This is a genomic window from Haloterrigena sp. KLK7 (assembly GCF_037914945.1).
Classification (GTDB): domain Archaea; phylum Halobacteriota; class Halobacteria; order Halobacteriales; family Natrialbaceae; genus Haloterrigena; species Haloterrigena salinisoli.
Genome location: NZ_CP149787.1, coordinates 1,324,365 through 1,349,929 on the forward strand (window position 1 = coordinate 1,324,365; position 25,565 = coordinate 1,349,929).

A 25,565-nucleotide genomic window follows, 5' to 3' on the forward strand; every position below is an offset into this window, starting at 1 on the left:
GGCGTCACCTTAAATATACATACTCGCTGACCGGCGGCCGTCGGTCGCAGCGGCGGAATCGACCGGTCACTCCTCGAGCGAGCGGTCCTCGTGGCGGATCTCGAGGCGGTCGTCGAGCAGTTCTCGCATCCAGACGGCGAAGCCGTGGTCGTGACCGTAGGTCCAGACCGCCACCTGCTGGGTCACGTCGGGGAGGTCGCTCTCCTTGATCCCGGTCGCGACGATCGATTCCTGATCGGCCATGAGCAACTGACCGGGCCACTCCGAGTGGATTTCGTTCGTCGTCGCGATATCGGGCGAGAGCGAGACGTCGGCCCCCGGGACCGCGTCCGCGAACGCCTCGCGTTCGTCCTCGGTCGGCACTTCGATGTAGACGGCGACGCCGCGGTCGGCGGCCGACGCCAGCGCCTCGACGATCCGCGTTTCGGCCACCTCGGGCGCCGGGACGAGGTAGTGGACCGTGTCGTCGGCGTCCTCGAGGAACGTGACGACGCGGTCGGTGACGTGTTCGTTCTGTGTGATCGCCCACATCCCCTCGTCGTCGTCCGATTCCGGCGTCTTGAGATTGCCGAGCGCGTTCTCGGCGGCGTTGATCCGGGAGTCGTAATCCTCGCGGATGCGCCGGCAGGCCGTGTCGACAGAGACGGCCTTGTACTCGCGAGGGTCGGTCTGCTGGACGTTGACGAGCCCCTTCCGATCGAGACGTTCGATCGTATCGTACACTCGAGACCGGGGAATGTCTGCGACCTGACTCACCTCCTTGGCGGTCCCTCTGGAAATCCGCGTGAGGGCGACGAAACATCGCGCTTCGTACTCGGTCAGCCCCAGTTCTTCGAGGGCCATGACCGCTTCCTCGGCGTTGGACACGAACGGTTATCAGTGAGAAAGGGGGAAAAAACGCGGCTTGCCAACGCCGCCCCGTCATGTGACGGTCAGCCGAAGACGCGAAACGAGTTCTCACCGCAGGGACAGCCGTTCGCGCTTCCGATGGGACGAACCTCGTCGCCGTCATCCGAAAACCAGACCGCCATCGCCCTGCCACAGTTCGTACACCGCGCCGCTCCCTTTCGTTGTGACCGTGCTCCCATGATCGCTGCTTCTCCGGCACGACGGATAAGCGAGATGTGAGTCCTCGGAGCGTACGGTTCCGGATACTTCGGCCGTAACAACAGCCCGGACTCCGCCTCGAGCGCGAGGCGTACTCCCGACCGGTAGCGGCAGTAGCCGAGGAGAACGCCCGCTCGGTCGCGGGCTCCGACCCGACCCGCCCACGGACCGCCGGCGGACGGTCCGCACGGAACCGTGCCGACTACTGACTCGACGAGTGCCCCGCAGGACACGAAATCGGACCGCGAACGAGATTCTTTTGCGACTCCCGCCGGAAGAGACGGGTATGGATCTCACACATCGTCCCCGGCGTCTCCGACAGGATCGGGTGCGCGGTCTCGTCAGCGAGACGAGCCTCGAGCCCGCCGACCTGATCGCACCGGTGTTCGTCGACGCGACGACCGACGAGCGGGTGCCCATCGAGTCGATGCCCGGCCACGAGCGAGTGCCGATCGACGAGGCCGTCGCCCGCGTCGAGGACGTCCTCGAGACGGGCGTCGAAGCCGTCATGCTGTTCGGCATCCCCGAGTCGAAGGACCCAGAGGGGAGCCGCGCCTGGGCCGAAGACGGCGTCATTCAGGAGGCGCTGCGCCGAATTACGGCGGAGACCGACGCCTACGTCATCACCGACGTCTGCCTCTGCGAGTACACCGACCACGGCCACTGCGGCCCCCTCGAGGAGGAACTGCGCGGCGACGTCGACGTCGATTCCGGCGAGGACGCCCCCGCCTGCGAGCCGACGCTGACCGTGGACAACGACGCGACGCTCGAGGCCCTCGAGCGGATCGTCACCTCGCACGCCCGTGCGGGCGCGGACATGGTCGCGCCGAGCGGCATGATGGACGGTATGGTCGGGACGATCCGCGAGGCCCTCGATAGCGCGGGATTCGAGCACGTCCCGATCATGAGCTACGCGGCCAAGTACGAGAGCGCCTTCTACGGCCCGTTCCGGGACGCCGCCGACGGCGCGCCCTCCTTCGGCAACCGCCGACACTACCAGATGGACCCCGCGAACTCCCGGGAAGCCATGCGGGAGGTCCGCCTCGACGCCGAGCAGGGCGCCGACGTGATGATGGTCAAGCCCGCACTGCCCTACCTCGACATCGTCAGCGCGGTGCGTCGGGAGTTCGACCACCCCGTCGCCGCCTACAACGTCTCCGGCGAGTACGCCATGCTCCACGCCGCCGCCGAGAAGGGCTGGCTGGATTTAGAGGAGGTGGCGCTCGAGTCGCTGCTGTCGATCAAACGCGCGGGCGCGGATCTGATTCTGACCTACTTCGCGGAGGACGTGGCGCGGCGACTGCCCGCCGGCCAGTAGGGCGGTCGCGTCGATTTCGTTGCAAGCGGACACTCGACAATTACCGTATCGAGTCCGATTCGAGTCTATCGGCCGGTGGATCCGACCGTCGACGTCCGGCATTCGGACGAACGTCCATTCGGAATCGCCACGGTCGCACAGGTGGCAACATCTGCCGCGCGCGAGCGTCGCCGGGCCGCTCGAGCCGCGATATCGGGTTCTCGTGATTGGGAGCCGGATTCAGTTCGGTTTTTCCGGGTTTACAAAGAGAGAATATATAACCACGGCTCGAAAAATCCGCAAGATCGAATAGCCTTATACACATTAAATCTCCTCTAGATTTGATCGTATGCACCTATTACGGCCTGATTATTAGACAAACTTAAACGCTAACCCTTATATGAAGTCAGTCCATCGGAATCAGACGTGATTAAGCAGACAACCATGAGCTCGAACGAAGCAGACATGGACAAACGTCTACAACGTATCGGTGGGGGTTCGATCGGAACTGAGGTGGTCGCCTGATGGAGTCGACGCTCCTGCAGAGCGAAACGGAGATCGAGATGCTGATGGAGGCGGTCAACTACACGTGGATCCTGGTCGCGACGTTCCTGATCTTCTTCATGCACGCCGGCTTCGCCATGCTCGAGGCGGGGCAGGTGCGCTCGAAGAACGTCGCCAACCAGCTGACGAAGAACCTGCTGACCTGGAGCGTCGGCGTAACGGTGTTCTTCCTGATCGGTTCCACGATCGAAGGATTCGTGGCCGGTAACGGTATCGCGTTCCAGTTCAACGCCGAGGCTGTCAGCTGGATGGACTGGCTGTACGGCGCCGTCTTCGCGATGACGGCGGCGACCATCGTGTCCGGGGCCGTCGCCGGCCGCGCGAAACTCCGCGCGTACGTCACGTACACCTTCCTGCTGGCCGCGGTCATCTACCCGGTCGTCACTGGGATGACCTGGGCCGGCGGTCACATCGAGGCGATCACCGGCACGCCGTTCTCCGACTTCGCGGGCGGCATGATCGTCCACGGGATGGGCGGCATCGCCGGCCTCACCGCCGCGTGGATCCTCGGACCGCGCATGGACCGATACAACGACGACGGGAGCGCCAACGTCATTCCCGGCCACTCGCTGACCTTCGCCGTGCTCGGAACGCTCATCCTCGCGTTCGGCTGGTACGGCTTCAACGTCGGGACCTCGGCGATCTTCACTGACGGCTCGTTCGACGGCGCCGTTCTCGGTCGCGTCGCCCTGACCACCACGCTCTCGATGGCCTGCGGGGCGATGGGCGCCGGCCTCATCGCGCTGTTCAAGACCGGCAAGGTCGACACGCTCTACGTCGCGAACGGCCTGCTGGCTGGCCTCGTCGGGATCACCGCGATTCCCGACGCCTCGAGCTGGTTGGGCGCGCTCCTCGTCGGTACGCTCGCCGGCGCGCAGCTCCCGATCGTCTTCGGACTCACCGAACGCATGGGCATCGACGACGTCTGTGCGGTCTTCCCCGTTCACGGCTCGGCCGGCGTTCTCGGGACGCTGCTGTTCCCGGTCGTCGCCACTGACGGTGCACTCGAGGCGATCGGGGCGACCCGCGCCGAGGCGGCCGTCGCTCAGGTCACCGGCGTCGTCGCCATTACCGTCTGGACGGTCGTCGCGACCGGCATCATCTGGTTCATCTTCAAGCTGGCAGGCCAGGCTCGAGTCACGCCCGAACACGAACGCGACGGACTCGACGTCTCCGAACACGGCGTCGACACGTACCCCGAGTTCGGTCAGCCAGACGTCGCGACCGACGGCGGTGAGCGATTCGGAGAATCGCGATCCTCGTCAGAACTCCGTTCTGACGGCGGTCGCACTACTGACGACAAGATCATCCGCACTGACGGCGGTGAGCGACTCGACGAGTCGCGATCCTCGTCAGAGCTTCGCTCTGACGGCGGCAAGCCCAACGACGGCGATCTCAAGATGATCACCGCGGTTATCCGCCCCGACAAGCTGGGCGACGTCAAGAAGGGCCTCGCCGAGATCGGCGCGCCCTCGCTGACGGTCACCAACGTCTCCGGCCGCGGCTCCCAGCCCGCGAAGAAGGGCCAGTGGCGCGGCGAGGAGTACACGGTCGATCTCCACCAGAAGGTCAAGGTCGAGTGCGTCGTCGCCGACATCCCGGCTCAGGACGTCGTCGAGGCCATCGGCGAGGCCGCCAACACCGGCGAGCCCGGCGACGGCAAGATCTTCGTGATGCCCGTCGAGGACGCCTACCAGGTCCGGACCGGAAAAACCGGACAGGACGCCGTCTAAGCTCGGGGCGCGCCGGTCGTCATACGCGCGTTCCGCCGAGACGCGTTCCGCGGGCACGCTCGTGCTCGCGCGACCCACGTTCCGCGGTGCCTCTGACAATCGGCAGTTCGGCGCCCGCTCCGAACCGGGCGCCACCGGTCGTCGATGACACACCGACGACCGACGGTCTGGTGGGGTCTCGCTGACGCTTCGATCGTGTCACGGGAGTGGCTGTAATACGTCTCCACCGCTCTTTTCGCCGTTCGATGGTCGCCCGACGCTCGAGTCGATAGCGCCGCGAGTCTCGATCGCCGACGCGACGGGTGCGACGAGCGAACCTGCCAGTACGCTTATTGAATCGGGCTCCAAGACGGGGACTGTATGAGTCAGCAACGCGACGGGTCGGAGTTGGTGTACGACGAAGCCGAGACGGCCGACCGTGGTCCGGACCGTTCGAATCGGACCGAATCGGCGAGCGAACTCTCGCTGCTCGAGGGCGAGGAGGTCCTCGTCGACGCGCAGCCGACGTGGTGGAACTGGATCGCCCACGCCGTCGTCGGCGGACTGGCCGGACTGGCCGGACTGGTCGCCCTCGCGGCCGGGAGCACAGCGGCGGCGGCGCTCGGATTCGTCACGGGGCTCGCGATCGGGGGCTATATCTGGTATCGACGGCACCGAGTCCGCTATCTCGTCACCGATCGACGAATCGTCGTGATCGCGGGGTTCACCGCCAGGACGACCACCGAGACGTGGATGGAAGACGTCCGCGGACTACGGACGAGTACGACCGCCTTCAGCCGCGGCCGAGGGTTCGGAACGATCACCGTCTCGCACGCGGTGATCCCGCAGGGGTTCAGCCGGACGAGCGCGCTGTCGCTGGCGGGCGTGCCGAACTACGACGACGTGGCGAACACGATCCGACGGCGCCAGTCCGAGCGGAAGGCCGGCGACTACTGACGCCGCTTCGGGACCGCCCTCGAGGAGACCTCGGTACTACTTTCCCGTCCCGTGGCCAAGGCTGAGATATGAACGACGACAACTCACGCGACCTGTACGACCGGGCCCTGTCGGTCATGCCCGGCGGAGTCAACTCGGCGGTTCGCGCGGCGATCGAACCGTATCCGTTCTTCGTCCAGAAGGGCGAGGGCGGCCACGTCATCGACGCCGACGGCAACCGCTACATCGACTGGGTGATGGGACTCGGACCGCTGCTGCTCGGTCACGACCTCCCCGAATCCGTGCAGGCGGGTATCCAGCGGAAGGCCAGCGAGGGCCCGATGTACGGCACGCCGACCGAGGTCGAGGTCGACCTCGCGGAGTTCGTCGTCCGTCACGTCCCCAGCGTCGAGAAGATCCGCTTCGTCAACTCGGGGACCGAGGCGACCACCTCCGCCGTCCGGCTCGCACGCGGCTACACCGGTCGGAACAAGATCGTCGTCATGCAGGGCGGCTACCACGGCGCCCAGGAGTCGACGCTGGTCGAGGGCGACGCCGAGAATCCGCGCCCCTCCTCGGCGGGGATCCCGCAGTCGTTCGCCGAGCATACCCTCCCCGTCCCGTTCAACGACGAGGACGCGGTCCGCGAGGTCTTCGAGGAACACGGCGACGACATCGCGGCGGTGCTCACCGAGCCCATCCTCGGCAACTACGGCATCGTCTACCCCGAAGAGGGCTACCACGAGTTCCTCCGCGAGATCACCGACGAGCACGGCTCGCTGCTGATCTTCGACGAGGTGATCACCGGCTTCCGCGTCGGCGGCCTCGGCTGCGCCCAGAGCGAGTTCGGCGTCACGCCGGACCTGACGACCTTCGGGAAGATCATCGGCGGCGGCTTCCCCGTGGGTGCCATCGGCGGCCGCGCCGAGATCGTCGAGAACTTCACGCCCTCGGGCGACGTCTTCCAGGCCGGCACCTTCTCCGGCCACCCCGTCACGATGGCCGCCGGCCTCGAGACCCTGCAGTTCGCCGCCGAGAACGACGTCTACGAGCACGTCAACGGCCTCGGCGACCGACTCCGGCGCGGGCTGACCGACATCGTCGCGGATCAGGCCCCCAGCTACACGGTCACCGGTACCGACAGCATGTTCAAGGTGATCTTCACGCGCGAGGGGCCGGGCCCCGACTCGCTCGAGGAGCAGTGTCCGGCCGGCTGCCGGCAGGATCCGACCTGTCCGCGCTACGACTACAGTCCCAAGAACGCCGGCGACGTGAAGAACGCCGAGACCGAGCGCTGGCGGCGCATCTTCTGGGGCCAGATGAAAGAGCAGGGCGTCTTCCTCTCGCAGAACCAGTTCGAGTGCCAGTTCGTCAGCTACGGCCACACCGAGACGGACGTCGAGGAGACCCTCGAGGCGTACAAGCACGCGCTGTGATCGAGACGGGACCGTGATTCGGCACTCCCTCGAGCGCGTCGGAACGCGAGGGAGACTACGATCGACCGAGCGGCAGCGACGCGGGAGGAGAACCGGCGGTCAGCGGCGTGAGGCCGACCGCCGACGGCGCCAGAACGACTCGCGCTCGGAATGAGGACACACGTCGACGAGATCGATTGGGCGCGGATCATCGAGCGGTTGCTGTACCTGTTTCCGCCGATAATCGGGGTCGGAATCGTCGGCGCCCTACAGGACGTGGGGCCGGGCGTTCCCGGCCTCCAGTTCGTATTGGTGCTCCTCAGCGGGTTCGGGTACACCGCCCTGACTGTTGGCGTCCTCGTCGCGATCCTCTTCGACGCGCGGCGGATCCGCCGGCGACCGCGGGCCAGCGGGAACTGGACGCCGAACCCGTGGCTCAACGCGGCCGTCGCGCTCGTCTCGGCCCCGGTCGCGGGCGTCGTCTATCTCGCGCGCCGCCACAGGCGGTTCGGCACGCCGTCGGACCGGTCGGGCTGGTGGGTCGTCGTGGCGGTCTCGCTCGCGACGACGCTGTTCGGGTTCGTCGCCGCGGCCGTCGCGATCGTCTTCACGATTCCGGGATTACTGGCGGCCAGCGTCGGTCTCGCGGGGACGATCGCCGTCGGCTCGTTCCCGGTGGCGATCCACCGGGACGCGGCCTACATCTGCACGCATACCCGCTCGTGGCGCCCCAATCCGGGGCTCTACCTCGGGATCGCCTTTCTGAGTCTGTCCGTTCCGCCGCTCCAGCCGATCGTGGCGGGCTACTACCTCGTGCGTCGACACGACGCGGTCGGTCGACCGTGACGGCCAGCGGACGCACTCGGCCCGTGTCGGACACGTGATCGATCGCGTCGCCTCGATACGCGGCCCGGTTCTCCGTCGCGAGCAACCGGTTCGCTCTCACGGCCGCGGCCGACCTCCGTCACGAACGCAGCCGCACCTCCGCTACGACGGCGACCTCGAGCGGGCGTTCGAGGACGCGGTCGACGGCGAGTCGGCCGCCGGAAGTTCGACCGTAAACGTGGTTCCGTCGGGTCCCGTCTCGGTCACTTCGACCGCGCCGTCGTATCTGGTGACGAGCTGGCGAACCAGATACAGACCGATCCCGTGGGAGCTTCCGTGGCTCTCGGTTCGGTCGAAGAGCGTCTCGAGCGTCGCGTCGTGAATGCCGGGGCCGTTATCCGCGATTTCGATCCGGACGGTTTCGGGGCCGGGATCGACCGTGATCGCGACGTGCGGTATCGCGGCGTCGTTGTGTTCGACCGCGTTCGAGAGGAGGTTCCCGAAGACGCGAGCGACCAACTGATCGGCTCGAACGGAGACGTTCGGGGGGATCGACGTCTCCACGTCGACGGGCTCCCACTTGTGCTCCAGTTTCCGCACTTCGTCGGTCAGGACTCGAGAGACGTCGACCGGCTCGAGTTCCCACTCGCCGTCGGTCGACTGTAACAGGATTCGCACGTCGTCGATCACCGTCGACATCTCCTCGGATTCGTCGATCACGACCTCGGCCCACCGGCGTTGCTGGTCGGTCGTCGCCGCTTCCTCGTAGAGCAGCGACGCGTACCCGTTGATGATCGTCGCGGTGTTCAACACCTCGTGGCGGAGGATGCCGTTGAGGTAGTCGAGATACTCCCGTTGCTCCGCTGCGTGTTCCGCCCGGAGCGAGGCCCGTTCGGCGGCCAGGGACCGTTCGATGGCTCGCCCCTCGAGACAGCCGACGAGCAATCCGATTCCGGCACCGAGCGCGACGGCCCACCGGCTCCACGAGACGACGTGAGCCCACGATTCGGTCGGCATCACGGCGATGAGAGCGAGATTGACGAGCAGGAAGCCCACCAGTCCGGCGAGCGACCAGCCGGCGACCCGCGGATAGCGAGACGGCGAGAGGTCACCGGTACGGAGCCAGTACCCGCCGAACGCGATTCCGGCGAGGAACGGGATCGTCGTGACGACGCCGACCAGAAAGACGCCTTCGAAGACGAACCGTGGCGCGAGCGCGAGGTACAGCGCGATCTCACCGAGTAGAACGAGCGTCAGGGCCACGCCGAAGCCGACCACGTACTGTGGGATGCGGTCGCGTGAGGCGAGATCGGTGTCCGCGAACCAGCGCATACAACGGTACTCAGTGTCGGTTCGGTTAGCAGTTTTGGCTCGGTCGACGGGACCCCGGTTCGAGAAGTGAGCGCTCGCGGACCGCAAAGAACCCCGATCGGGAGTCAGTCGTCGTCGCTGACCGGGTCGACGGGGTCGACGACGTCGTCATCGCCGAAGATCCGGTCGGCGATGACGTGGCGTTTGGTCTCCTCGGCGGTCGCCTTCCGCTGGAAGAGGAGTTTCGCGGCGACGTCCCAGGCGAAGACCATCGCGCCGGCGATCAGGAGGGTATCGCCGGGCATGCGCAGCCAGAACAGCGTCTGGATCAGCCCGCCGTTGTAGAACTCGAGGCTGCGCGAGGCGGCGTATCCCTCCGTGAAGGCGACCTCGAGCTGGAGGAAGCCCACGGGGAGCAGCGACATGAACAGCATCAGCGCGAGCCCGGCGTTGCACAGCCAGAACGACCAGCGCAGCCGCCGGTCGGACCAGTGCGTGTCGCGGGTGGTCACCCGGAGGATGTAGACGGCCATCCCCATCGCGAGGAAGCCGAAGGCGCCGAACATCGCGCCGTGGGCGTGAGCGACCGTGAGGTAGGTCCCGCTCTCGAAGTAGCTGATCACCGGGAGGTTGATGAAGAACCCGATGACGCCGGCCCCGAAGAAGTTCCAGACGCTCGAGGCGACGATGAAGTAGAAGGCCATCCGGTAGGGGAAGTCCTTCCCGGCGGCGTCCATCGCGCGGTACTGCCCCAGCGCCTCGTAGAGGATGAACAGCAGCGGGATGAACTCGAGCGTCGAGAAGACGCTCCCGATGGGGAGCCAGACTTCGGGGAGGCCGGCCCACCAGTAGTGGTGGGAGACGCCGATGATGCCGCTACCCATGACCAGCGCGGCCTGGAAGATGACGGCCTTCTCGGCCGATTTCTTGGTCAGGAGGTTCATCGAGACCAGCGTGAGGGCGATAACGACGAGGATGAAGAACTCGAAGACGCCCTCGACCCACATGTGGACGACCCACCAGCGCCAGAACTCCGTGATGACGAAGTTCGTCTTCGGCGTGTAGAGGAAGCCGGCCATGAACAGCAGGCCGATCGAGCCGCCCGCGTAGACGATCATGTGGGCCAGTCCGTAGCGAGGCTCGCGGTCCAGCAACGGCTTGAATCCGCGCGCCACGAGCGCGGTCCAGCCGAGGAAGCCGACCAGCAGGCCGGCCTGCCAGACGCGACCGATCTCGAGGTACTCCAGACCCTCGTTGCCCAGCAGCCACCACAGCTGGCCGTCGAAGAAGTTGTTGACGCCGAGCCAGATACCAGCGAGGCCGCCGACGGCGACGACCAGCAGCGCACCGATCAGGCCCTTGATGTACAGCGCCTGCTTGCGCGGTTCGCGGCCCGTCAGCAGCGGCGCGAGGAAGAGCCCGGCGCCGAGCCACATCGTGGCGATCCAGAGGATCCCCAGGTCGACGTGCCACGTGCGGGCGATCGTCCACGGGAGGTACTCGAGGATGTCGACCCCGAGGACCTCGTGGAGGCCGAAGAAGTCGTCGCGCTCGACGTAGTAGTGGGCGAGCAGCCCGCCCATGAACGTCTGGAAGACGAACAGCAGCGCACCGATGAGGACGAATCTGGTGCTCAGTAACTGACTCGGGGTGAGGTCGATCTCCTTGGGATGGGGGATCGAGACGCCCGCAGCCTCCGGTTCGGGGAGTTCGACGGCCTGGTAGAGCCAGATCGCGACGCCGGCGCCGGCGACCAGCAACACCATCGCGATGACGCTCCAGGTCATCACCGCGCCGCCGGCGTCGTTACCTGCGGCCGGCGAGTACGGGAAGTCGTTCGTGAAGGAGACGTCGCTACCGGGCCGATCGGTGTGGGAGATCCAGGCGGTCCACAGCGCGAAGTCAGCGAACTGCTCGGCCTCCTCCTCGGTCGGGATCAACCCTTCCTGGACCCCGCGCTCGCGGTCGCCCTCGTGATACGTCTCGACGTAGTCCTGACGCACCTGCTCGTGGGCGTACGCTTCGGCAGCGGAGTACTCGACCTCGTCGGGGTCGTAGCTGCTCGACTGCAGTTCCTCTCGGACCTGCGCGTCGATCGCGGCCTGTTCGGACGACTCGAGGTCCTCGTAGGCCGTATCGTGCTCTTCTTGCGCGTAGTAGTCGCGCATGTAGTCGGTCTTCAACTCGAGGGCGTCGGCCGTGTAGTCGACGTCGTAATAGCTACCGCGACCGAGCATCGAGCCCTGGTTCATCAACCCGTTCTCCTGGAAGACCATCTTCCCGGACTGGACGTCGTCGCTGGTCGCGACGGTCTCGCCGTCCGGGCCGACGATCGTCTCCGGGATCTCGGGTTCGTTCTCGTAAGACAGCCACGCCCCGCCGCCCATCACGACGAGGTTCGCGACGAAGATCACCGCGAGGAACGTGGCCAGTTGTTTTCTGGAGACTTGCATGACAAGCGGTGATCGGACCTCCACCCCCTCAAGTAGCGCTGCAATTCCTACGGAGTGGAAAAACGTGCGAACCAATTCGGGCGGGGAGTCAAGGGGGAACGATCGAAGGGTTCGCGCGCCGAAATCGAGCGCCGAACGGACTCAAAACGCGTGCGTCTCCGCGAACCGCCCGACGCCGCGAGGCTCGAGCGCGCCGCGCGAGGCGGTCGTCGACTGCAGGCTGTGGCTCTTTGCCGCCCATGCCGGTAGGAGCGCTCGATGAGCCACATCGACGACACCGCCGACGAGGTCAGATCGCTCGAAATAGGGGCCGTGAGCCGGCTGTTCGAGGAGACGACGTTCCCGATGACGACCGACGAGATTCTGGCGGAGTTCGCCGACGTCGAGATCAGCTACCCCCGCCGGTCGGAGCCGCTCCGAGAGATCCTCGAGACCTCGGGTCACGAGACCTACGAGAGCGCCGACGAACTCGAGCTGGCGATTCTGAACGGCGTCCGACGCGACGCAGTGGGACGGCCCCGCTACAGCGACCGCGGGGACAGCCCCCACGAGACCGACGAGCGGATGCGGATGCAGCAGTCGTTCTGACGGCCCGACGCGCGAAGCGAGCGAACGCGAGAGCCACCGAGAAATTCCCATGAGTCCCACAGCGACCACAGCACGCGACGCACTGACGGCCCAGCTCGAACGACTGTACGCCATCGAACGGGAGCTGCAGTCGGCCCTCGAGACGCTGTCGACCGACGTCTCGATCGATACGCTCGACGACATGCGCACCATGGAGTGTCGCGAACAGCTCCAGTACGTCATCGACCAGCACCGGGAGGAGACCGACGCCCACCTCGAGCGGATCGAGAACGCCTTCGACGCCCTCGGCGCCGAGCCCGACACGCGGCCCGTACCGGCGCTGGACGGCCTCGTCGCCGACAAGGAGGCGTTCAACAACGTCGTCCTGAACGACGGGCTCCGACCGCTGTTCTACGTCCAGACGACGCTCCAGCTCGAGGCCGTCGAGTGTACGGCCTACGAGACGACGATGGCGCTGGCCAGCGCGCTCGAGGACGGCGAGACGGAGTCCACGTCTCGAGCGGACGCCGAGGATGCGGACACTGACGAGATGACCGATGCGGGCGACGCGGTCGTCGACGCGCTCGAACGCAACTACGACGACGAGCGACGGATGCGGACGGACCTCGAGGCGGTCGCCGACGGCGAGGCCCTCGAGACGCTGCTGGCCGCGAGTCCGGTCGACGACGCGCCGCGAGAATCGCTCGATCGATCCCGGAGAGAGTCCCCCTGATAGCCACCGATGAACGTCGAAACGCTCGAGGACCTGTTCGGCTTGCAGCTCCAGCGCGCCTACTACGCCGAACGCACGCACGTCGAACTGCTCTCGGAGATGGCCGAGACGACCCCGACCGCCGACCTCCGCGACGTCCTCGCCGACCACCGCGCGGAGACCGATCGCCAGATCGACCGCCTCGAGGACGTCTTCGCGGCGCTCGGTCGACGCCCGCGGGCGAGTCGAACGCGAACGATCGACGGACTGATCGAGTCGTGGCGCGGGCACCGATCGGCGGCGGGCGACGAGCCCGCGATCCCGAGCGCCCTCGAGATCGCGCTCACCGCCGAACGGGTCGAGATCCGCGCGTACGAATCGCTGCTGACCCTCGCCGGACGGCTGGCCTACGCCGACGACGTCGTCGAACCGCTCGAGACGACGCTGGCCGAGGAGCGGGCGGCGGTCGAGGCGCTCGAGGAGGTCGAAACGGAGGTATCGATTCCGGAAACCGTCGCGGTCGAGGAGGGGTAACGCGATTCGTCCGCGCTGTCCGCGGCGGGAGCTACTCCGAACGGAACCGATCGTAGCGGGCGCGATAGCCCGCCAGCCGACCGACGGGAGCGGTGGCCGTCGCGAGCGCCCGCTGGAGCGCGAGCGGAGCGCGCGCGAGGGCGAACTCGTCGCGATACGCGTCGGCGATCACGGCGAGTTGCAGCGGTCCCGGCAGGCCCCAGGCGTTGGTCTTCCCCTCTCGAGCGAGGCCGAACAGCGTCTCGAAGAGCCGATGGGTCTCGAGGGCGGGCCGCAGTTCGATGGTCGTGCGGACCGGCTCGTCGCCGTCGTTCCAGATCGTGTGGTCGGAGCCGGCCGGCACCGCGAAGCGAGTCCCCGGCGTCGCCGTCCACTCGTCGCCCCCGATTCGGACGCCGAGTCGGCCCGCCTCGACCGCGATCCGTTCGTCCTGCCCGGGGTGGACGTGGTCGACCTTGCCGACGGCGAACCCGTCGGGCTCGAGCGCGTACTCGAATCGCAGTCCCGCCGCCGTTCGCTCTCGAAACGCGATCCGTTCGCCGGTGACCGGGTTCGAGATGGCGGCCGTCGTCGATAGCGAAGTCACGGTCGGGCTTCACCGGTTCGAGGGAAAGCGCTTGTCGACGGACAAGAGAGTGTCAGCACCGCCGATACGAACCCGTACGCCGATGCAGCGTGGTCGAATACGACGGAAGCGCCGGCAGGCGGCTGCAGGCACCGTCGCTTCAACGAACCGCGTGAAAGGGACCGTATCGAACCGCGACGGCGGCGTCGGCCCCACCGACGAGCGCGCCGTCGTCGAACCGATCGGTAGCGCGGCGGCGAGAACCGCTCCGTCGGCTCGGCCGACGGGCCACCGACAGCGACCGCTGCGACGCCGGACGGCTGAACTCCCTTTCGAGTATGAACACGAGCATCGAAGTCGAGTACTGGGTCGTCGACACCGACGGCGAACTCACCGAACCGGGCGCGCTCGCGGACGTCTCCGAGCGGACCGAACGGGAGTTCGTCGAGCCGCTGTTCGAGGTGAAGACGCCTCCCTGCGAGACGATCGACGAGCTGCGGGCGACCTTCGCCGAGCAACTCGACGAGGTCCTCTCGACGGCGACGGCCGAGGAGAAGCGACTCGTCCCGCTGGGGACGCCGATCAACTGCGGCGCGATCGATCGCCGGCCCGACGAGCGCGGGCGCATCCAGAAGGAGGTCATCGGCGACGACTTCGCGTACGCGAAGTACTGCGCCGGAACCCACATCCACGTCGAGAAGCGAAACGTCACCGATCAGCTCAACACGCTGATCGCCCTCGACGCGGCGCTGGCGCTGGTCAACTCCTCGCCGTATCTGGACGGCGAGCGGGTGGCCAACAGCGCCCGCGCCCACTGTTACCGAAAGAAGTGCTACGGCGACCTCCCGAAACACGGCCAGCTCTGGCACTACGTCGACACCGTCGGCGAGTGGCGCCGCCGACTCGAGGACCGCTACGAGGAGTTCAAACGAGCCGCCCTCGAGGAAGGGATCGACGAGGCGGCGGTCGAGAACAACTTCTCGACCGACGACGTCGTCTGGACGCCGATCAGGCTGCGCGACGAGATGCCGACGGTGGAGTGGCGCTCGCCCGACGCGGCCCTGCCGAGCCAGTTGCTCCGACTGGCCGACGACCTCGAGGCGGTGATGGAGCGCGTCCACCACACGAACGTCGAGGTCGAGTCCGTGAGCGACAGCCGCCACGCCGGCCACGTCACGGACGACGGCATCAGGCTTCCCGCGTTCGAGACGGCCTGCGACTTCGCCGAATCGGCGATCGACGACGGCCTCGAGTCGGCCGACGTCGTCGGCTACCTCGACCGGATGGGGTTTTCCGTCGACGACTACCACCCGATCGCCACGCGGATCGACGGCCGCCAGTACGTGACGCGAAGCGACGCGCGGGACCTCCGACTGGAGTACGCGAACCGACTCGAGGAGGACGTCGACGAACTGGTCGAGCGAGTCGGCGTCTGACCGTTCGTCGGCATCGAGAGAAACAGCTTATAACAGTAGTCGGTAATACGGTTTCTTCATCCAGATGATAGACGAAAATTGTGTTTAGTGGAGGATAATAACTACGCTCTGGAGAGACTGATTACTGACCGCTCGAGAAGAAATCTTATATCTCGGATCAACCAAAATAAATCATGGCGGCTAACACAACAGATTCGGGCGGTAGTCTGTTTATCCGACTCCCGTGGGGGGTGAAAATCGGACTTGCACTGAGTAGTTTCGTGTACGGTATGGTGATATTGTCCGACACTATCGAGGACCCAATTCCACCAAACGTATGGGCAGTCGTGTGGTTCGCGGTGGCTGGCTACCTGTTTGTGCGTGCGGTACGCCTGAGTAGGCAGTCATGATACACTCGCATACGTAGCCACCATAATTCAGTTACAGGCACTGTTATGAATAAAGAAATCGCGCTACTATCTACTGATAACGATCCACGCCAGGACCGTTCTCAGTTCCCGTCGTTGTACTCGTACTCCTCCTCCGGATCCTCGACGCCCTCGGTCCGCGAACCGACCCAGGCGCCCAGCGAGAGTCCGTAGACGAGGTGACCCGCGTGGAACAGCGCGAGTTCGTCCGTGTCGAGGCGAATGCCCAGCAGTTCCTTCAGCATGAACTGCGAGCCGAACGCGGAGAGGACCATCCCGTAGATCGAGCCCCAGACGAGTCCGCGTTGCTCGGGTTCGATCGACCGCTCTGCGTCCTGGAGGGCGAACAGGCCGCCGAAGATCGCCCCCGCCTGAATTCCGTACACGAAGTGGAGGACGAGCCCCATGAACGTGTGCTCCTCGGGGTCGTCGCCGGTGACGTACTGCGCCCAGAAGTTCGCCGACGGCGGCAGCGACCGCAGGATCGGGAGGCGGAACGCCGTCATGATGATCGTCGCGACGAACCCGGCCTGAATTCCGCGGAGGACGGCGCCGGCGAAGTGCTCTCGTCGCGAATGTCTGTCGGTGGTCTCCGTGTCCCCTTCGGTCTCGGCGATCGATCGCAAACGGTCAGATATGGACATCGTGTGTCGCGTCTCTACCACGAACGGCGCCTTAACCGCCCGGCGTGCAGTGGACGGCCCCGAGGGTTGTTAGAACGCGGGCGACTATCTTCCGCATCGGAAGGAATTTGTATATTTGAAGTGATTTGAATTCTAATACGTATGCAATCGCTCTCGCTCGACGGCCCATCGATCGCGACCGGCGCCTACGTCGGGTTGGTCGGCTACGTCGCCGGCATAGCTGTCGGAATCGACGGAACGGGGTTGCTCGTCGGCTGCGGACTCACCTGGCTGCTCGTCGCGCTCGCCCTCGGACGGCGACCGGACCTGTGGGTCGAGCTGGGGCAGCGCCGACTGCTCGCCGTCCCGACGGTCGTTCCCACGGGAGTGATGGTTACCCTCGTTCTCGAGGACGAACTCGTCAACGGTGTCAGCGTCTCGTTACCGGTGTTGCTCTCGGGGATCGGATTCATGGTACTCGGCTTTGCGATCTGGATCCTGGGTAACAGGGCCTACGCCGACCAAGCGGCGGGCAAACTGCGTGCATACTGGGTTGCAAAACCGGATCCGGGGCGACGGCGGCGGATCCGTCGATGGAGCCTGCTGTTCGGTCTCGGAACCGTCGCAGCGTTCGTCGGTGTGCTCTACGGCGCCCCCTCGTTTCTCCTGAGCGGCGGGCTTGCGGCGCTTATCACGATGCAGATCAGCGTCCGACGGCCGCGGGAGTACGAGGTCTGCGAAAACGGGCTCAAATACGCCGATATCGGTACGGTGACCACCCAGTACGTCCCCTGGGAGCGGTTCGACGGGCTCCGCGAGACCGGCGGCGCGGTCGTCCTCGAGCGCCGCTGGTGGCTCGACGAGCGAATGGCCGCCGACGAGGTGCCTCCGGACGCCCGCGAGGCGATACGGGCGGCCGTCGATTCGCCGACGACCCGATAGAGAAGCCGCAATCGCCGTCCAATGCGGGGATATTTGAGGACGGTCGGGCAACGTGGCGTATGGATTTCGGCGTACTCAGTACGGCCGGTATCGCCCGGAAATCGTTTCTCCCCGCCCTCGAGGCCACGGAACACGAGGTGACGGCCGTCGCCTCCCGCGACGGTGAACGCGCGCGGACCTTCGCGGACGACCACGGGATCGACGAGTCCTACGAGGGGTACGAGGACCTCATCGCGGACGCGAACATCGACGCCGTCTACATCCCGCTTCCCAACGGCCTGCACGCCCAGTGGACCGAGCGGGCGGCCGACGCCGGCCTCGACGTCCTCTGCGAGAAGCCGTTGACGGTCGACGCCGGAGAGGCCCGCGAGGTCGTCGAACACTGCGAGGATCGCGGCGTGACCCTGATGGAGGGGTTCATGTACCGGTATCACCCGCGGACCGAGCGGGCGATCGAACTGGCTCGAGACGAACTCGAGGACGTCCGCTCCGTGACGGCCGCGTTCAAGTTCCCGCTGTTCGACCGCCCGGACGACGTGCGGCTCTCGCCCGATCTGGCCGGCGGGAGCCTGATGGACGTCGGCTGTTACCCGGTCTCGCTGGTCCGGCAGATCCTCGGCGAACCCGAGCGGGCCTACGCGCACGCGGACGACTCCCGCGGGGCCGGCGTGGACACGGAACTGGCCGGGATCCTGGAGTACGACGACGGCTCGTCCGCGCGCGTCGCGTCCGGGTTCGACACGCAGAAAGTCCAGCGGTACCGCGTCGAGGCGGCCAACGGCTGGCTCGAGGTCCGCGATGCCTTCGACGCGCCGACGGACGAGCCGCTGGACCTCGAGTACCGGATCGACGGCCGGCACGGCGTCGAGACGTTCGATCCGACCGACCAGTTCCGCCTCGAGATCGAGGAGTTCGCCTCGAGCGTCGAGGACGATCGACCGCCGCGGACCGACGGCGAGGAGGCGATCGCGAACATGCGGGTCATCGACGCGCTGGCGGAGAGCGCCGAGCGGGATCGCTCGGTCGAGGTCTGATCGCGGCCGCGCCGTCGAGCGCCGGGGCCGACCCGACGACAACGCGCTTTTGCCCGTCCGGTGCGAACCACGGGCCATGACAACGCTCGAGGCGAAACTCGAGGCCGCGCGCGAGGACCTCGCGGACCGCGACGGCGTGCTGGTCGCGTTCTCCGGCGGGGTCGACTCGAGCGTCGTGGCCGCGCTCGCCCACGACGCCCTCGGGGACGACGCGGTCGCCTGCACCGCGAAGAGCGAGACGCTCCCCGAGGCCGAACTCGAGGACGCCAAGCGAGTCGCCGACGAGATCGGCGTCCGCCACGAGATCGTCGCCTTCTCCGAACTGGAGAGCGACGCGTTCGTCGAGAACGACGACGAGCGCTGCTATCACTGCCGGACGATGCGGTTGGGCGAGATGCTCGAGACGGCCCGCGAGTTCGGGATCGAGACGGTCTGCGACGGCACCAACGCCGACGATCCGGGCGCGGGACATCGCCCGGGTCTCCAGGCGGTCGAGGAACTCGAGGTCCACTCGCCGCTGCTGGCCCACGACATCACCAAGGAGGAAGTGCGCGAGATCGCCGACCGCTACGGCCTCTCGGTCGCCGACAAGCCGTCGATGGCCTGCCTCTCCTCCCGGATTCCGACGGGGCTCGAGGTCACCGAGGAACGGCTCAGCCGCGTCGAGCACGCCGAGGCCCTGCTGCGCCAGTGGGGGTTCGACCAGTTCCGCGTCCGCGACCACGACGGACTGGCCCGGATCGAAGTCGCACCCGACGAACTCGAGCGGGCGCTGACCCGCGAGTTCGCGGAGACGGTCCGCGAGGAACTGTCGGAACTGGGCTTCGACCACGTCACGCTCGACCTCCACGGGTATCGGACGGGGAGCGTCAGTCCCGAGGGCGAGGCGGAGCGCGAAACCGACGGCGACGGCGAACGAGCCGACGGAACCCGCGACGGCGACGAACGGACCGACGGAACTCGCGACGGCGACGAACCGCTCGTCGAGGACGTCTTCGCCGCGGATTCGCGCTCCCGGAGCGACGACTGACGACCGACGGCGGTTCGGGACGAGCGATCGGCTGTCGAATGCTGTCCGCTCTCGCGCTCGAGTCCAGTTCCGTCTCGGGTTCCGGAGTTGATTTCGATATTCTCCTTATTACGGATCTGTTATTGCACGTGCTTTCAAAATATAATCCTCTTTGGCGCATCGAACCCATCATTAGTTGGGTCTGTGAACTAACGTCCGGGAATATTGCTCATTTCGATACGGACGTAGCACTCGGGTCGGTATCGTTGGATGATGGACGCCGACGTGCCGTCTGCGTGGAACACGGAAGAGAGTCGGACCTATACCCCGGCCGATACCGACCGGGAAATGGAGTATCGGACGTATCGTCACGAGTCGGGTGATCTGCGGCTGAAGGTCGCGCCGGCGTCGCTCGACGGCGAGGACCACCCCGGATACGCGTTGACCGCGACGAGCTATCCCGGCCTCGACCTCTCCGAGACGATCCGCATCCGAACGGTTCTCACGTTCGAACGCTGCGACAGCATCGCTCGCGACTTCATGGACCTCTTCTCGGCCAACTACGACGGCCCCGGGTCGCTCGAGGACGCGCTCGACTACGCCTACGAGCGAACGCGGGAACACCGGTAGGCAGCGGCTGCGAATCGCCGTCGTCCTTTTCCCTCGGCGTGACCGTCGTCCGGACGCGATGCTCGACGTTCGCGCGGCGGTCGTCCAGTGGCTGTACCTCGACGGCGATCGCCACGTCGTGGCGGCGGCGCTGGTGATCGGCGTCTGGATCGTCCTGACGGGACTGGGGTACGGCGGAATACTCGCCCTCGACGAACCGGCCGCAGTGCGTGGAATCGCCGGCGGACTGATCCCCGGGCTGTTCACGTTCCTCTCGATCGTGCTGGCGATCAACCAGCTCGTTCTCTCCCAGGAGTTCGGCTCGGCCGACGAGATCCGAACTCGCGTCGAGGAGTTGCGAGAGTACCGCCAGGACGTCGAGGACGCCGCCGAGACGTCTCCCAGCCCGATCTTACCGACGGAGTTTCTCGCCGTGGTCGTTCGGAGCATCGAGTCGGAGGCGGCGAGGCTCGGGGACCGCGCGACGACCGATCTCGACGGCGACCGGCGCGACTCGGTCGTCGACTTCGCCGACGCTGTCGCCGCCGACGCCCGGCGAGCCGACGAGATCCTGACTCGGAGCGGCGCCGGCCGCGTGAACGCGATCCTCTCGGTGCTCGACTACCCGTACTCGCGGCAACTGTACGAGGCGCGCCGATTTCGCGACGACGCGAACGCGCCGCCGGCGATCGACGAGGCGCTCGCGGACCTCGCCGAGACGCTCGAGTTCTTCAGCGTCGCCCGCACCCACTTCCGGACGACGTATACCCAGCGGGTGCTCGCACAGCTATCGCGGCGGCTACTGCTGGTCGGGGTTCCGGCGTTGCTCGCGACGTTCGCGGCCGGGCTGATACCGCTGCCCGTTCCGTCGCCCCTCGAGGGATACGGACTCGTCGTCGTCAGCGGGCTCTTCTCGATCGCGCTCGCTCCCTTCGCCGTGCTGTTCGCCTACATCCTCCGCATCGCGACCGTCTCCGAGCGGACGATCGCCGTCGGACCGTTCGTTTCGCGGCCCCACGAGTTCGAGAGCGAACTCGCGGAAGAGGAGAGGGCGGAACGGTGACGACGATCGTGCCGCCGTCGGGACAGCGATCCGCGTCGACGGTCGCTCGTCAGCCGTAGACGGCGCCGAGAACGCCGAACAGCCAGATCGCGATGTGGGCCCCGACGACGGGGATCAGCGAGCGCCGATACAGATACGCGAGCGTGAAGACGAGCGCGGCCAGCGAGACCTGCAGGAGATCGCCGAGGCGCCAGCCGACGGCGTGAGAGAGGGTAAACGCCGCCACCGAGAGCCCGCCGGCGAGACGCGCGCTCCCGGTGTACTCGGTGAGGCGCTCGATCGCGTAGCCGCGGTACAGCGCCTCCTCGACGACGCCGATCGTGATCGCGGACGCGACGGCGACCCCGACGCCGACTCGGTCGACGTCCAGTCCCGTCACCCGTCGCTCCGGAAGGCCGAGCGCGTCGATCAGCGGCCCGGTCGCCGCCAGCGCGAGGAACCCGAACACCGCCGCGACGAGCAGCGGGACCGCGTCGCGTCGGGACGGTCGGCGGACGCCGAGCGACCGGAGCGATCGGCCCTCGACCCCGATCGCGAGTCCGACGACGAGTCCGAGGAGCGCCCATTGGGCCGCGATCGTCACTAGCGGATGGAGGTCGATTCGGAGCGCTCGAGTCGCGCCGGAAAGCAATGGGAGTCCGAACAGCGCGATCGCGAGCCCCGCGGTCGTCGTCCGGGAGAACCCGTGACGCGTCGTCCGATCCGCGGCAGTCATGTCCTGTTATTAGGACTACACGAGCGTAAAATTACCTATCGACAGCGCTCGGCGCCGTACTCACGGGAGACGAAGAACCGACTACCGTCGGGCGACGCTCGTCCGACCGGAATCGCGGCGATACTCGAGTCAGTCGTCGGACGGAGCCGCGGCCTCCTCACCGGCGGCGGCCGCCGCGGACTCGCTCTCGGCGAAGGGGTACCAGGACTGCTTGGCGTCGTCCATGTACGGGGCCTCGAAGTCCGTCTCCTCGGGTTCGCAGAACTCGACGAGCTGTTCCTCGGCCGTGGCCTCGACCCACTCGCGGAACGTCTGTCCGTCCTCGCGGTGGGCCGCGTAGGCCTCGAGCAGGTTGCGGATCGCGCCGGGAGCCTCGTCGGCCGGGACGCGCTGCTGGACCCAGTCGATGAAGGAGGGGTCCTCGCCGACGCCGCCGCCGACGCCGATGTCGAAGGCCTCGACCATCTCGCCGTTCTTGCGTGCGCGCATTCCCTGCAGACCGATGTCGGCGGTCATCGCCTGACCGCAGTCGGCCGTACAGCCGGAGTAGTGCATCTTGATCTTCCCGACGTCGTCCGGCAGATCGACGTTCTTATTGAACCAGCGCAGCATGCGGGCCATCCGTCCCTTCGTCTCGGTCAGCGCGATCGAGCAGAACTCGGTGCCGGTACAGGCCATCGCGCCGCGCTCGAACGGGCTGGGTTCGGCGGGGTACTCCTCGAGGATCGGTTCGGCGAGCAGGGCGTCCAGATCCTCGTCGGCGACGTCGACGATGACGGGGTTCTGGCGGCGGGTCAGGCGGACCTCGCCGGAGCCGTACTCGTCGGCCAGATCGGCGATTTCGATCGCGTCCTCGGCGGGCAGACGGCCCACGGGAACGCTCAGGCCGACGTAGTTCCGCCCGTCCTTCTGGTCGCCGACGCCGACGTGGTCGTGCTGGCCGTCCTCGACGGGGCGGCCGGCGTTGTAGGTGTACTCCTCGCGGAAGTCCTCGCCCGCGCGGTGCATCTCGAAGTCCACGTACTCCTCCTGGAGCGTCTCGCGGATCTTCTCCATGCCCCAGTCCTCGGCGAAGAACCGGGCGCGGTTCTTCGAGCGGTTCTGGCGGTTGCCGTAGTCGTGGTAGAGCTCGACGAAGCCGCGGCCGACCTCGTAGGCGTTCTCGGGCCGAACGAAGACGTCCAGCGGCGTCGCGGCGCGGGGCTGGCGACCGCCGAGCCCACCGCCGATGCACACGTTGAACCCGCGAACCTCTTCGCCGTCGATCTCCTTGGTCGCCGGCTCGAATCCGATATCGTTGAGCGAGTCCTGGGCGCAGCCGACCGTACAGCCCGACGCGCTGATGTTGAACTTCCGGGGCATGTTCGCGAGCGCGTCGTCCTTGCGGAGGTCCTCCTCGAAGCGCTCGAGCAGGGGCCCGGCCTCGACGAACTCCTCGGCCTTGCCGTGGAGCGGACAGCCGGAGATGTTGCGCATCGTGTCGCCGCCCGCCGAGCGGGAGTGAACGCCGACGGCCTCGAGTTTCTCCCAGATCTCGGGGATGTCCTCGAGTTTGAGCCAGTGGAGCTGGACCGACTGACGGGTGGTGAGATCGATCCAGCCGTTGCCGAACTCGGGGTTCGCGACGGGACCCTTCGCGTACTCCTTCGCGACTTCGCCGATGCGGCGCAGCTGCTCCGGCTCTAAGATGCCGCTGGCGTTGGTCAGCCGCATCATGAAGTACTCCTCCTGGCCGGAGCGCTGCTGGAACACGCCCCAGAACTTGAACCGGGTGGTCCACTTGTCGACCTCGTCGTCCGGGATGGCCTCGAAGCCGCCGTTCTCGGCGAACCGCTCGATGTGTTCCCGCACTTCGTCGCCGTAGCAGTCCTCCTTCTGTTCTTCTTTCTTATGCGCCATTGTCGACCACCTCGATCGAACGATCGGACCCGCAGTCGCGAATTTCCACTCCAAACATGACGTAATTCACGTTTTTACGTCATGGCTCTAAACCATATAACAGTAATCGTTTACAAATGGGTATTTTTCTACCCCATCCAGCGTCGAACGTATCATCTCCAATCGGATATGATGTATATTAGGACGTATATTCGACTCGAGCGACGTGGCAATTGATCGATTCGAAACGGTGAGATCGGCTCGCAACCGGTAGAGAAGCTGCCAGCGAGATTCGATGGCGCACAACTGCACCTTCCGTCGCGCTCGAGACGCGGTCGCGAGTCGTCGGGTGCGGACGATGGAGCGGTCGCGCGGACTGCCCCACGTCGAGCGGGAGATCGATCGTCCACTTCGATATCGAAATCCGAAACGTTCGGTCGCCGCTCGACTCGCGATCGAAACGGGGGCGATCAGTCGTCGGCGGGCGTCGAGGAGTCGGCCGGAGCCGGCGTCGGCCGGGCTCGGTAGAGTCCGCTCGAGAGGCCGATCGAAACGACCCCGAGGACGAGGAAGACGACGAATCCGGTCGCGTATCCCGCCGTTCCCTGCAGGTCGACGAAGAGGCCGAGGATCGGCGGAACGGCGAATCCGCCGAAGGCGCCGATACCACCGACCAGACCGGAGGCACCGCCGACGGCGTCGGGGACGTATTTCGGCACCAGCTGGAAGACGGCCGCGCTGGCGACGCCCATGCCGGCGCCGAGCAGGACCGTCGCGGCGACGGCGAGGGCGAACTCGCGGGTGACGACGAGCACCAGCGTGGCGAGCGCGATCGCGCCGAAACTGGCGATCGCGGTCGGTTCGCCGCCGAACCGATCGCTGACGAACCCGCCCGGGACGCGGATCACCGCCGCGAGCAGCGTGAAGGCGACCGCCGTGAGCGCGCCGGCGGTCCGCACGTCGACGCCGTGGACGGCCTGCCAGTACGACGGGAGCCAGGTCGTCAGCGCGAGGAAGCCGCCGAAGGACGTGAAGAACAGCGCGACGAGGACCCACGTCCGCGGGATGCTCGCGGCGCCCCGGATGGAGGCCATCGCGTCGCCGCCGGGGAACAGCTCCTGCCCGCAGGCCTCGGCGCGCCGCCGAGCCTCGCGCTCGTCGACCCCTCGCTCGACGAACTGGAAGTAGGGGGCGTCGACCGCGTAGTACGCGTAGGCGACGGTTCCGACGATCAGGAACGCGAACCACGCGAGGTACGCGCCCGTCAGGCCGAGCGCGGCCAGCGCGACGGGGAGGGCGAGCGTGAACAGCCCCGGCGACGTGTTGCCGAGGCCGCCGAAGACCGCGAGCACCGTCCCCTGTTTCTCCGAGGGGTACCAGTAGGACGTCTGGGTGGTCCCGACGGAGAACGTCGCGATGCCACAGCCCGACAGCGCCCCGAAGAAGAACACGAGCGGGTAGTGAGCCATCGTGAGCCCGTCCGGATAGGACGTCAACAGGAGCACGGACAGACCGCCCATGCCGACGATCGACAGGCCGAGCAGGACCAGAAACGGCTTCTTCGCGCCGACGTCCTCGACCCACGCCCCGAAGGGGATCCGGAGCAAGGAGCCGGTCAGCTGGGGCGCGGCGACGAGCAGCCCGAGCAAGAGCCCGGAGAGCCCCATCGCGCCCTCGAACTCCGAGGCGACCGGGCCGTAGCAGACGACGCCGGCGAAGCCCACGAAGAACCCGAGGGTAGCCGAGGCGACGCCCCGTCGCGGCGTCCCCCGGACGGCGGGCGCAGGCCCGTCGCTCGAGTCGACCGGCTCCGGCGGTCGCTCACGCATCGGTCGAACACCCGAAACCGAC

22 protein-coding genes are annotated in these 25,565 nt (G+C 66.7%); 14 read left to right on the forward strand and 8 right to left on the reverse strand.

Translation table 11 applies throughout. The features are described 5' to 3' along the window. Positions 1-66: 66 nt before the first annotated feature. Positions 67-843 (reverse strand): helix-turn-helix domain-containing protein, encoded by a 777-nt coding sequence (locus WD430_RS06575; RefSeq protein ID WP_339105798.1) that lies wholly within the window; start codon positions 841-843, stop codon positions 67-69. A gap of 550 nt (positions 844-1,393) precedes the next feature. On the opposite strand from WD430_RS06575, the gene hemB reads away from it, so the two are divergent. From hemB to WD430_RS06600, 5 genes are all read left to right on the forward strand, one after another. Continuing rightward, positions 1,394-2,425, forward strand: a complete 1,032-nt coding sequence (hemB, locus tag WD430_RS06580; RefSeq protein ID WP_339105217.1) for a porphobilinogen synthase — start codon at positions 1,394-1,396, stop codon at positions 2,423-2,425. Between the two features lie 503 nt (positions 2,426-2,928). Continuing rightward, on the forward strand, positions 2,929-4,701 hold the full coding sequence (locus WD430_RS06585) for an ammonium transporter (RefSeq protein WP_339105218.1): 1,773 nt from the start codon (positions 2,929-2,931) through the stop codon (positions 4,699-4,701). Positions 4,702-5,061: 360 nt separating this feature from the next. Further along, on the forward strand, positions 5,062-5,637 hold the full coding sequence (locus WD430_RS06590; RefSeq protein ID WP_339105219.1) for a PH domain-containing protein: 576 nt from the start codon (positions 5,062-5,064) through the stop codon (positions 5,635-5,637). Positions 5,638-5,705: 68 nt separating this feature from the next. After that, positions 5,706-7,052 (forward strand): glutamate-1-semialdehyde 2,1-aminomutase, encoded by a 1,347-nt coding sequence (locus tag WD430_RS06595; RefSeq protein WP_339105220.1) that lies wholly within the window; start codon positions 5,706-5,708, stop codon positions 7,050-7,052. A gap of 150 nt (positions 7,053-7,202) precedes the next feature. Further along, a complete protein-coding gene (locus tag WD430_RS06600; protein ID WP_339105221.1) occupies positions 7,203-7,877 on the forward strand; it encodes a hypothetical protein in 675 nt (224 codons plus the stop codon). A gap of 141 nt (positions 7,878-8,018) precedes the next feature. Here the strand turns inward: WD430_RS06600 and WD430_RS06605 are convergent, their stop codons facing one another. Both WD430_RS06605 and WD430_RS06610 read right to left on the reverse strand, forming a co-directional pair. After that, positions 8,019-9,188, reverse strand: a complete 1,170-nt coding sequence (locus WD430_RS06605) for a HAMP domain-containing sensor histidine kinase (protein WP_339105222.1) — start codon at positions 9,186-9,188, stop codon at positions 8,019-8,021. Between the two features lie 104 nt (positions 9,189-9,292). Continuing rightward, the gene (locus tag WD430_RS06610) at positions 9,293-11,620 is read right to left on the reverse strand and encodes a cbb3-type cytochrome c oxidase subunit I (protein WP_339105223.1); all 2,328 of its coding nucleotides are present in this window, start codon (positions 11,618-11,620) and stop codon (positions 9,293-9,295) included. A gap of 258 nt (positions 11,621-11,878) precedes the next feature. Here WD430_RS06610 and WD430_RS06615 point away from each other — a divergent pair, with 258 nt between their 5' ends. The 3 genes from WD430_RS06615 to WD430_RS06625 are packed head-to-tail and all read left to right on the forward strand — an operon-like array spanning position 11,879 to position 13,433. Then, positions 11,879-12,208, forward strand: coding sequence for a hypothetical protein (locus tag WD430_RS06615; RefSeq protein WP_339105224.1), 330 nt, complete (start codon positions 11,879-11,881; stop codon positions 12,206-12,208). Between the two features lie 49 nt (positions 12,209-12,257). Next, on the forward strand, positions 12,258-12,920 hold the full coding sequence (locus WD430_RS06620; RefSeq protein WP_339105225.1) for a DUF892 family protein: 663 nt from the start codon (positions 12,258-12,260) through the stop codon (positions 12,918-12,920). A 9-nt stretch (positions 12,921-12,929) separates the two neighbouring features. Then, entirely contained in the window at positions 12,930-13,433 is a 504-nt protein-coding gene (locus WD430_RS06625; RefSeq protein WP_339105226.1) for a DUF892 family protein, read from the forward strand. Positions 13,434-13,464: 31 nt separating this feature from the next. On the opposite strand, the gene WD430_RS06630 is transcribed toward WD430_RS06625, so the two are convergent. Further along, positions 13,465-14,019, reverse strand: coding sequence for a cupin domain-containing protein (locus WD430_RS06630; protein WP_339105227.1), 555 nt, complete (start codon positions 14,017-14,019; stop codon positions 13,465-13,467). Positions 14,020-14,336: 317 nt separating this feature from the next. Here WD430_RS06630 and WD430_RS06635 point away from each other — a divergent pair, with 317 nt between their 5' ends. Next, a complete protein-coding gene (locus tag WD430_RS06635; RefSeq protein WP_339105228.1) occupies positions 14,337-15,434 on the forward strand; it encodes a glutamate-cysteine ligase family protein in 1,098 nt (365 codons plus the stop codon). Between the two features lie 490 nt (positions 15,435-15,924). Here WD430_RS06635 and WD430_RS06640 read toward each other — a convergent pair whose 3' ends face one another. Continuing rightward, a complete protein-coding gene (locus tag WD430_RS06640) occupies positions 15,925-16,485 on the reverse strand; it encodes a DUF6789 family protein (protein WP_339105229.1) in 561 nt (186 codons plus the stop codon). Positions 16,486-16,626: 141 nt separating this feature from the next. Here WD430_RS06640 and WD430_RS06645 point away from each other — a divergent pair, with 141 nt between their 5' ends. From WD430_RS06645 to WD430_RS06665, 5 genes are all read left to right on the forward strand, one after another. Then, complete coding sequence (locus tag WD430_RS06645; RefSeq protein ID WP_339105230.1) at positions 16,627-17,406, forward strand: hypothetical protein; 780 nt, start codon at positions 16,627-16,629, stop codon at positions 17,404-17,406. A gap of 59 nt (positions 17,407-17,465) precedes the next feature. Next, on the forward strand, positions 17,466-18,440 hold the full coding sequence (locus WD430_RS06650; protein WP_339105231.1) for a Gfo/Idh/MocA family oxidoreductase: 975 nt from the start codon (positions 17,466-17,468) through the stop codon (positions 18,438-18,440). 76 nt (positions 18,441-18,516) lie between these two features. Continuing rightward, positions 18,517-19,470 (forward strand): ATP-dependent sacrificial sulfur transferase LarE, encoded by a 954-nt coding sequence (gene larE, locus WD430_RS06655; protein ID WP_339105232.1) that lies wholly within the window; start codon positions 18,517-18,519, stop codon positions 19,468-19,470. 252 nt (positions 19,471-19,722) lie between these two features. Then, a complete protein-coding gene (locus tag WD430_RS06660; RefSeq protein ID WP_339105799.1) occupies positions 19,723-20,079 on the forward strand; it encodes a hypothetical protein in 357 nt (118 codons plus the stop codon). A 58-nt stretch (positions 20,080-20,137) separates the two neighbouring features. Beyond that, complete coding sequence (locus tag WD430_RS06665; RefSeq protein WP_339105233.1) at positions 20,138-21,121, forward strand: hypothetical protein; 984 nt, start codon at positions 20,138-20,140, stop codon at positions 21,119-21,121. Positions 21,122-21,170: 49 nt separating this feature from the next. On the opposite strand, the gene WD430_RS06670 is transcribed toward WD430_RS06665, so the two are convergent. The 3 genes from WD430_RS06670 to WD430_RS06680 all read right to left on the reverse strand — a co-directional run bounded on the left by WD430_RS06670 (position 21,171) and on the right by WD430_RS06680 (position 25,543). Next, positions 21,171-21,836 carry a CPBP family intramembrane glutamic endopeptidase gene (locus WD430_RS06670; protein ID WP_339105234.1) on the reverse strand — a complete coding sequence of 222 codons (666 nt, stop codon included), beginning with the start codon at positions 21,834-21,836 and terminating at the stop codon, positions 21,171-21,173. Between the two features lie 129 nt (positions 21,837-21,965). Further along, a complete protein-coding gene (locus tag WD430_RS06675; protein WP_339105235.1) occupies positions 21,966-23,735 on the reverse strand; it encodes a ferredoxin--nitrite reductase in 1,770 nt (589 codons plus the stop codon). Positions 23,736-24,184: 449 nt separating this feature from the next. After that, on the reverse strand, positions 24,185-25,543 hold the full coding sequence (locus WD430_RS06680) for an MFS transporter (protein WP_339105236.1): 1,359 nt from the start codon (positions 25,541-25,543) through the stop codon (positions 24,185-24,187). Positions 25,544-25,565 lie beyond the last annotated feature (22 nt).

Bases quoted from the DNA above. Each gene is read 5' to 3' on its own strand.
- WD430_RS06575 (WP_339105798.1), bottom strand. From the start codon at position 843: ATGGCCCTCGAAGAACTGGGGCTGACCGAGTACGAAGCGCGATGTTTC.
- hemB (WP_339105217.1), top strand. From the start codon at position 1,394: ATGGATCTCACACATCGTCCCCGGCGTCTCCGACAGGATCGGGTGCGC.
- WD430_RS06585 (WP_339105218.1), top strand. From the start codon at position 2,929: ATGGAGTCGACGCTCCTGCAGAGCGAAACGGAGATCGAGATGCTGATG.
- WD430_RS06590 (WP_339105219.1), top strand. From the start codon at position 5,062: ATGAGTCAGCAACGCGACGGGTCGGAGTTGGTGTACGACGAAGCCGAG.
- WD430_RS06595 (WP_339105220.1), top strand. From the start codon at position 5,706: ATGAACGACGACAACTCACGCGACCTGTACGACCGGGCCCTGTCGGTC.
- WD430_RS06600 (WP_339105221.1), top strand. From the start codon at position 7,203: ATGAGGACACACGTCGACGAGATCGATTGGGCGCGGATCATCGAGCGG.
- WD430_RS06605 (WP_339105222.1), bottom strand. From the start codon at position 9,188: ATGCGCTGGTTCGCGGACACCGATCTCGCCTCACGCGACCGCATCCCA.
- WD430_RS06610 (WP_339105223.1), bottom strand. From the start codon at position 11,620: ATGCAAGTCTCCAGAAAACAACTGGCCACGTTCCTCGCGGTGATCTTC.
- WD430_RS06615 (WP_339105224.1), top strand. From the start codon at position 11,879: ATGAGCCACATCGACGACACCGCCGACGAGGTCAGATCGCTCGAAATA.
- WD430_RS06620 (WP_339105225.1), top strand. From the start codon at position 12,258: ATGAGTCCCACAGCGACCACAGCACGCGACGCACTGACGGCCCAGCTC.
- WD430_RS06625 (WP_339105226.1), top strand. From the start codon at position 12,930: ATGAACGTCGAAACGCTCGAGGACCTGTTCGGCTTGCAGCTCCAGCGC.
- WD430_RS06635 (WP_339105228.1), top strand. From the start codon at position 14,337: ATGAACACGAGCATCGAAGTCGAGTACTGGGTCGTCGACACCGACGGC.
- WD430_RS06640 (WP_339105229.1), bottom strand. From the start codon at position 16,485: ATGTCCATATCTGACCGTTTGCGATCGATCGCCGAGACCGAAGGGGAC.
- WD430_RS06645 (WP_339105230.1), top strand. From the start codon at position 16,627: ATGCAATCGCTCTCGCTCGACGGCCCATCGATCGCGACCGGCGCCTAC.
- WD430_RS06650 (WP_339105231.1), top strand. From the start codon at position 17,466: ATGGATTTCGGCGTACTCAGTACGGCCGGTATCGCCCGGAAATCGTTT.
- larE (WP_339105232.1), top strand. From the start codon at position 18,517: ATGACAACGCTCGAGGCGAAACTCGAGGCCGCGCGCGAGGACCTCGCG.
- WD430_RS06660 (WP_339105799.1), top strand. From the start codon at position 19,723: ATGGACGCCGACGTGCCGTCTGCGTGGAACACGGAAGAGAGTCGGACC.
- WD430_RS06665 (WP_339105233.1), top strand. From the start codon at position 20,138: ATGCTCGACGTTCGCGCGGCGGTCGTCCAGTGGCTGTACCTCGACGGC.
- WD430_RS06670 (WP_339105234.1), bottom strand. From the start codon at position 21,836: ATGACTGCCGCGGATCGGACGACGCGTCACGGGTTCTCCCGGACGACG.
- WD430_RS06675 (WP_339105235.1), bottom strand. From the start codon at position 23,735: ATGGCGCATAAGAAAGAAGAACAGAAGGAGGACTGCTACGGCGACGAA.
- WD430_RS06680 (WP_339105236.1), bottom strand. From the start codon at position 25,543: ATGCGTGAGCGACCGCCGGAGCCGGTCGACTCGAGCGACGGGCCTGCG.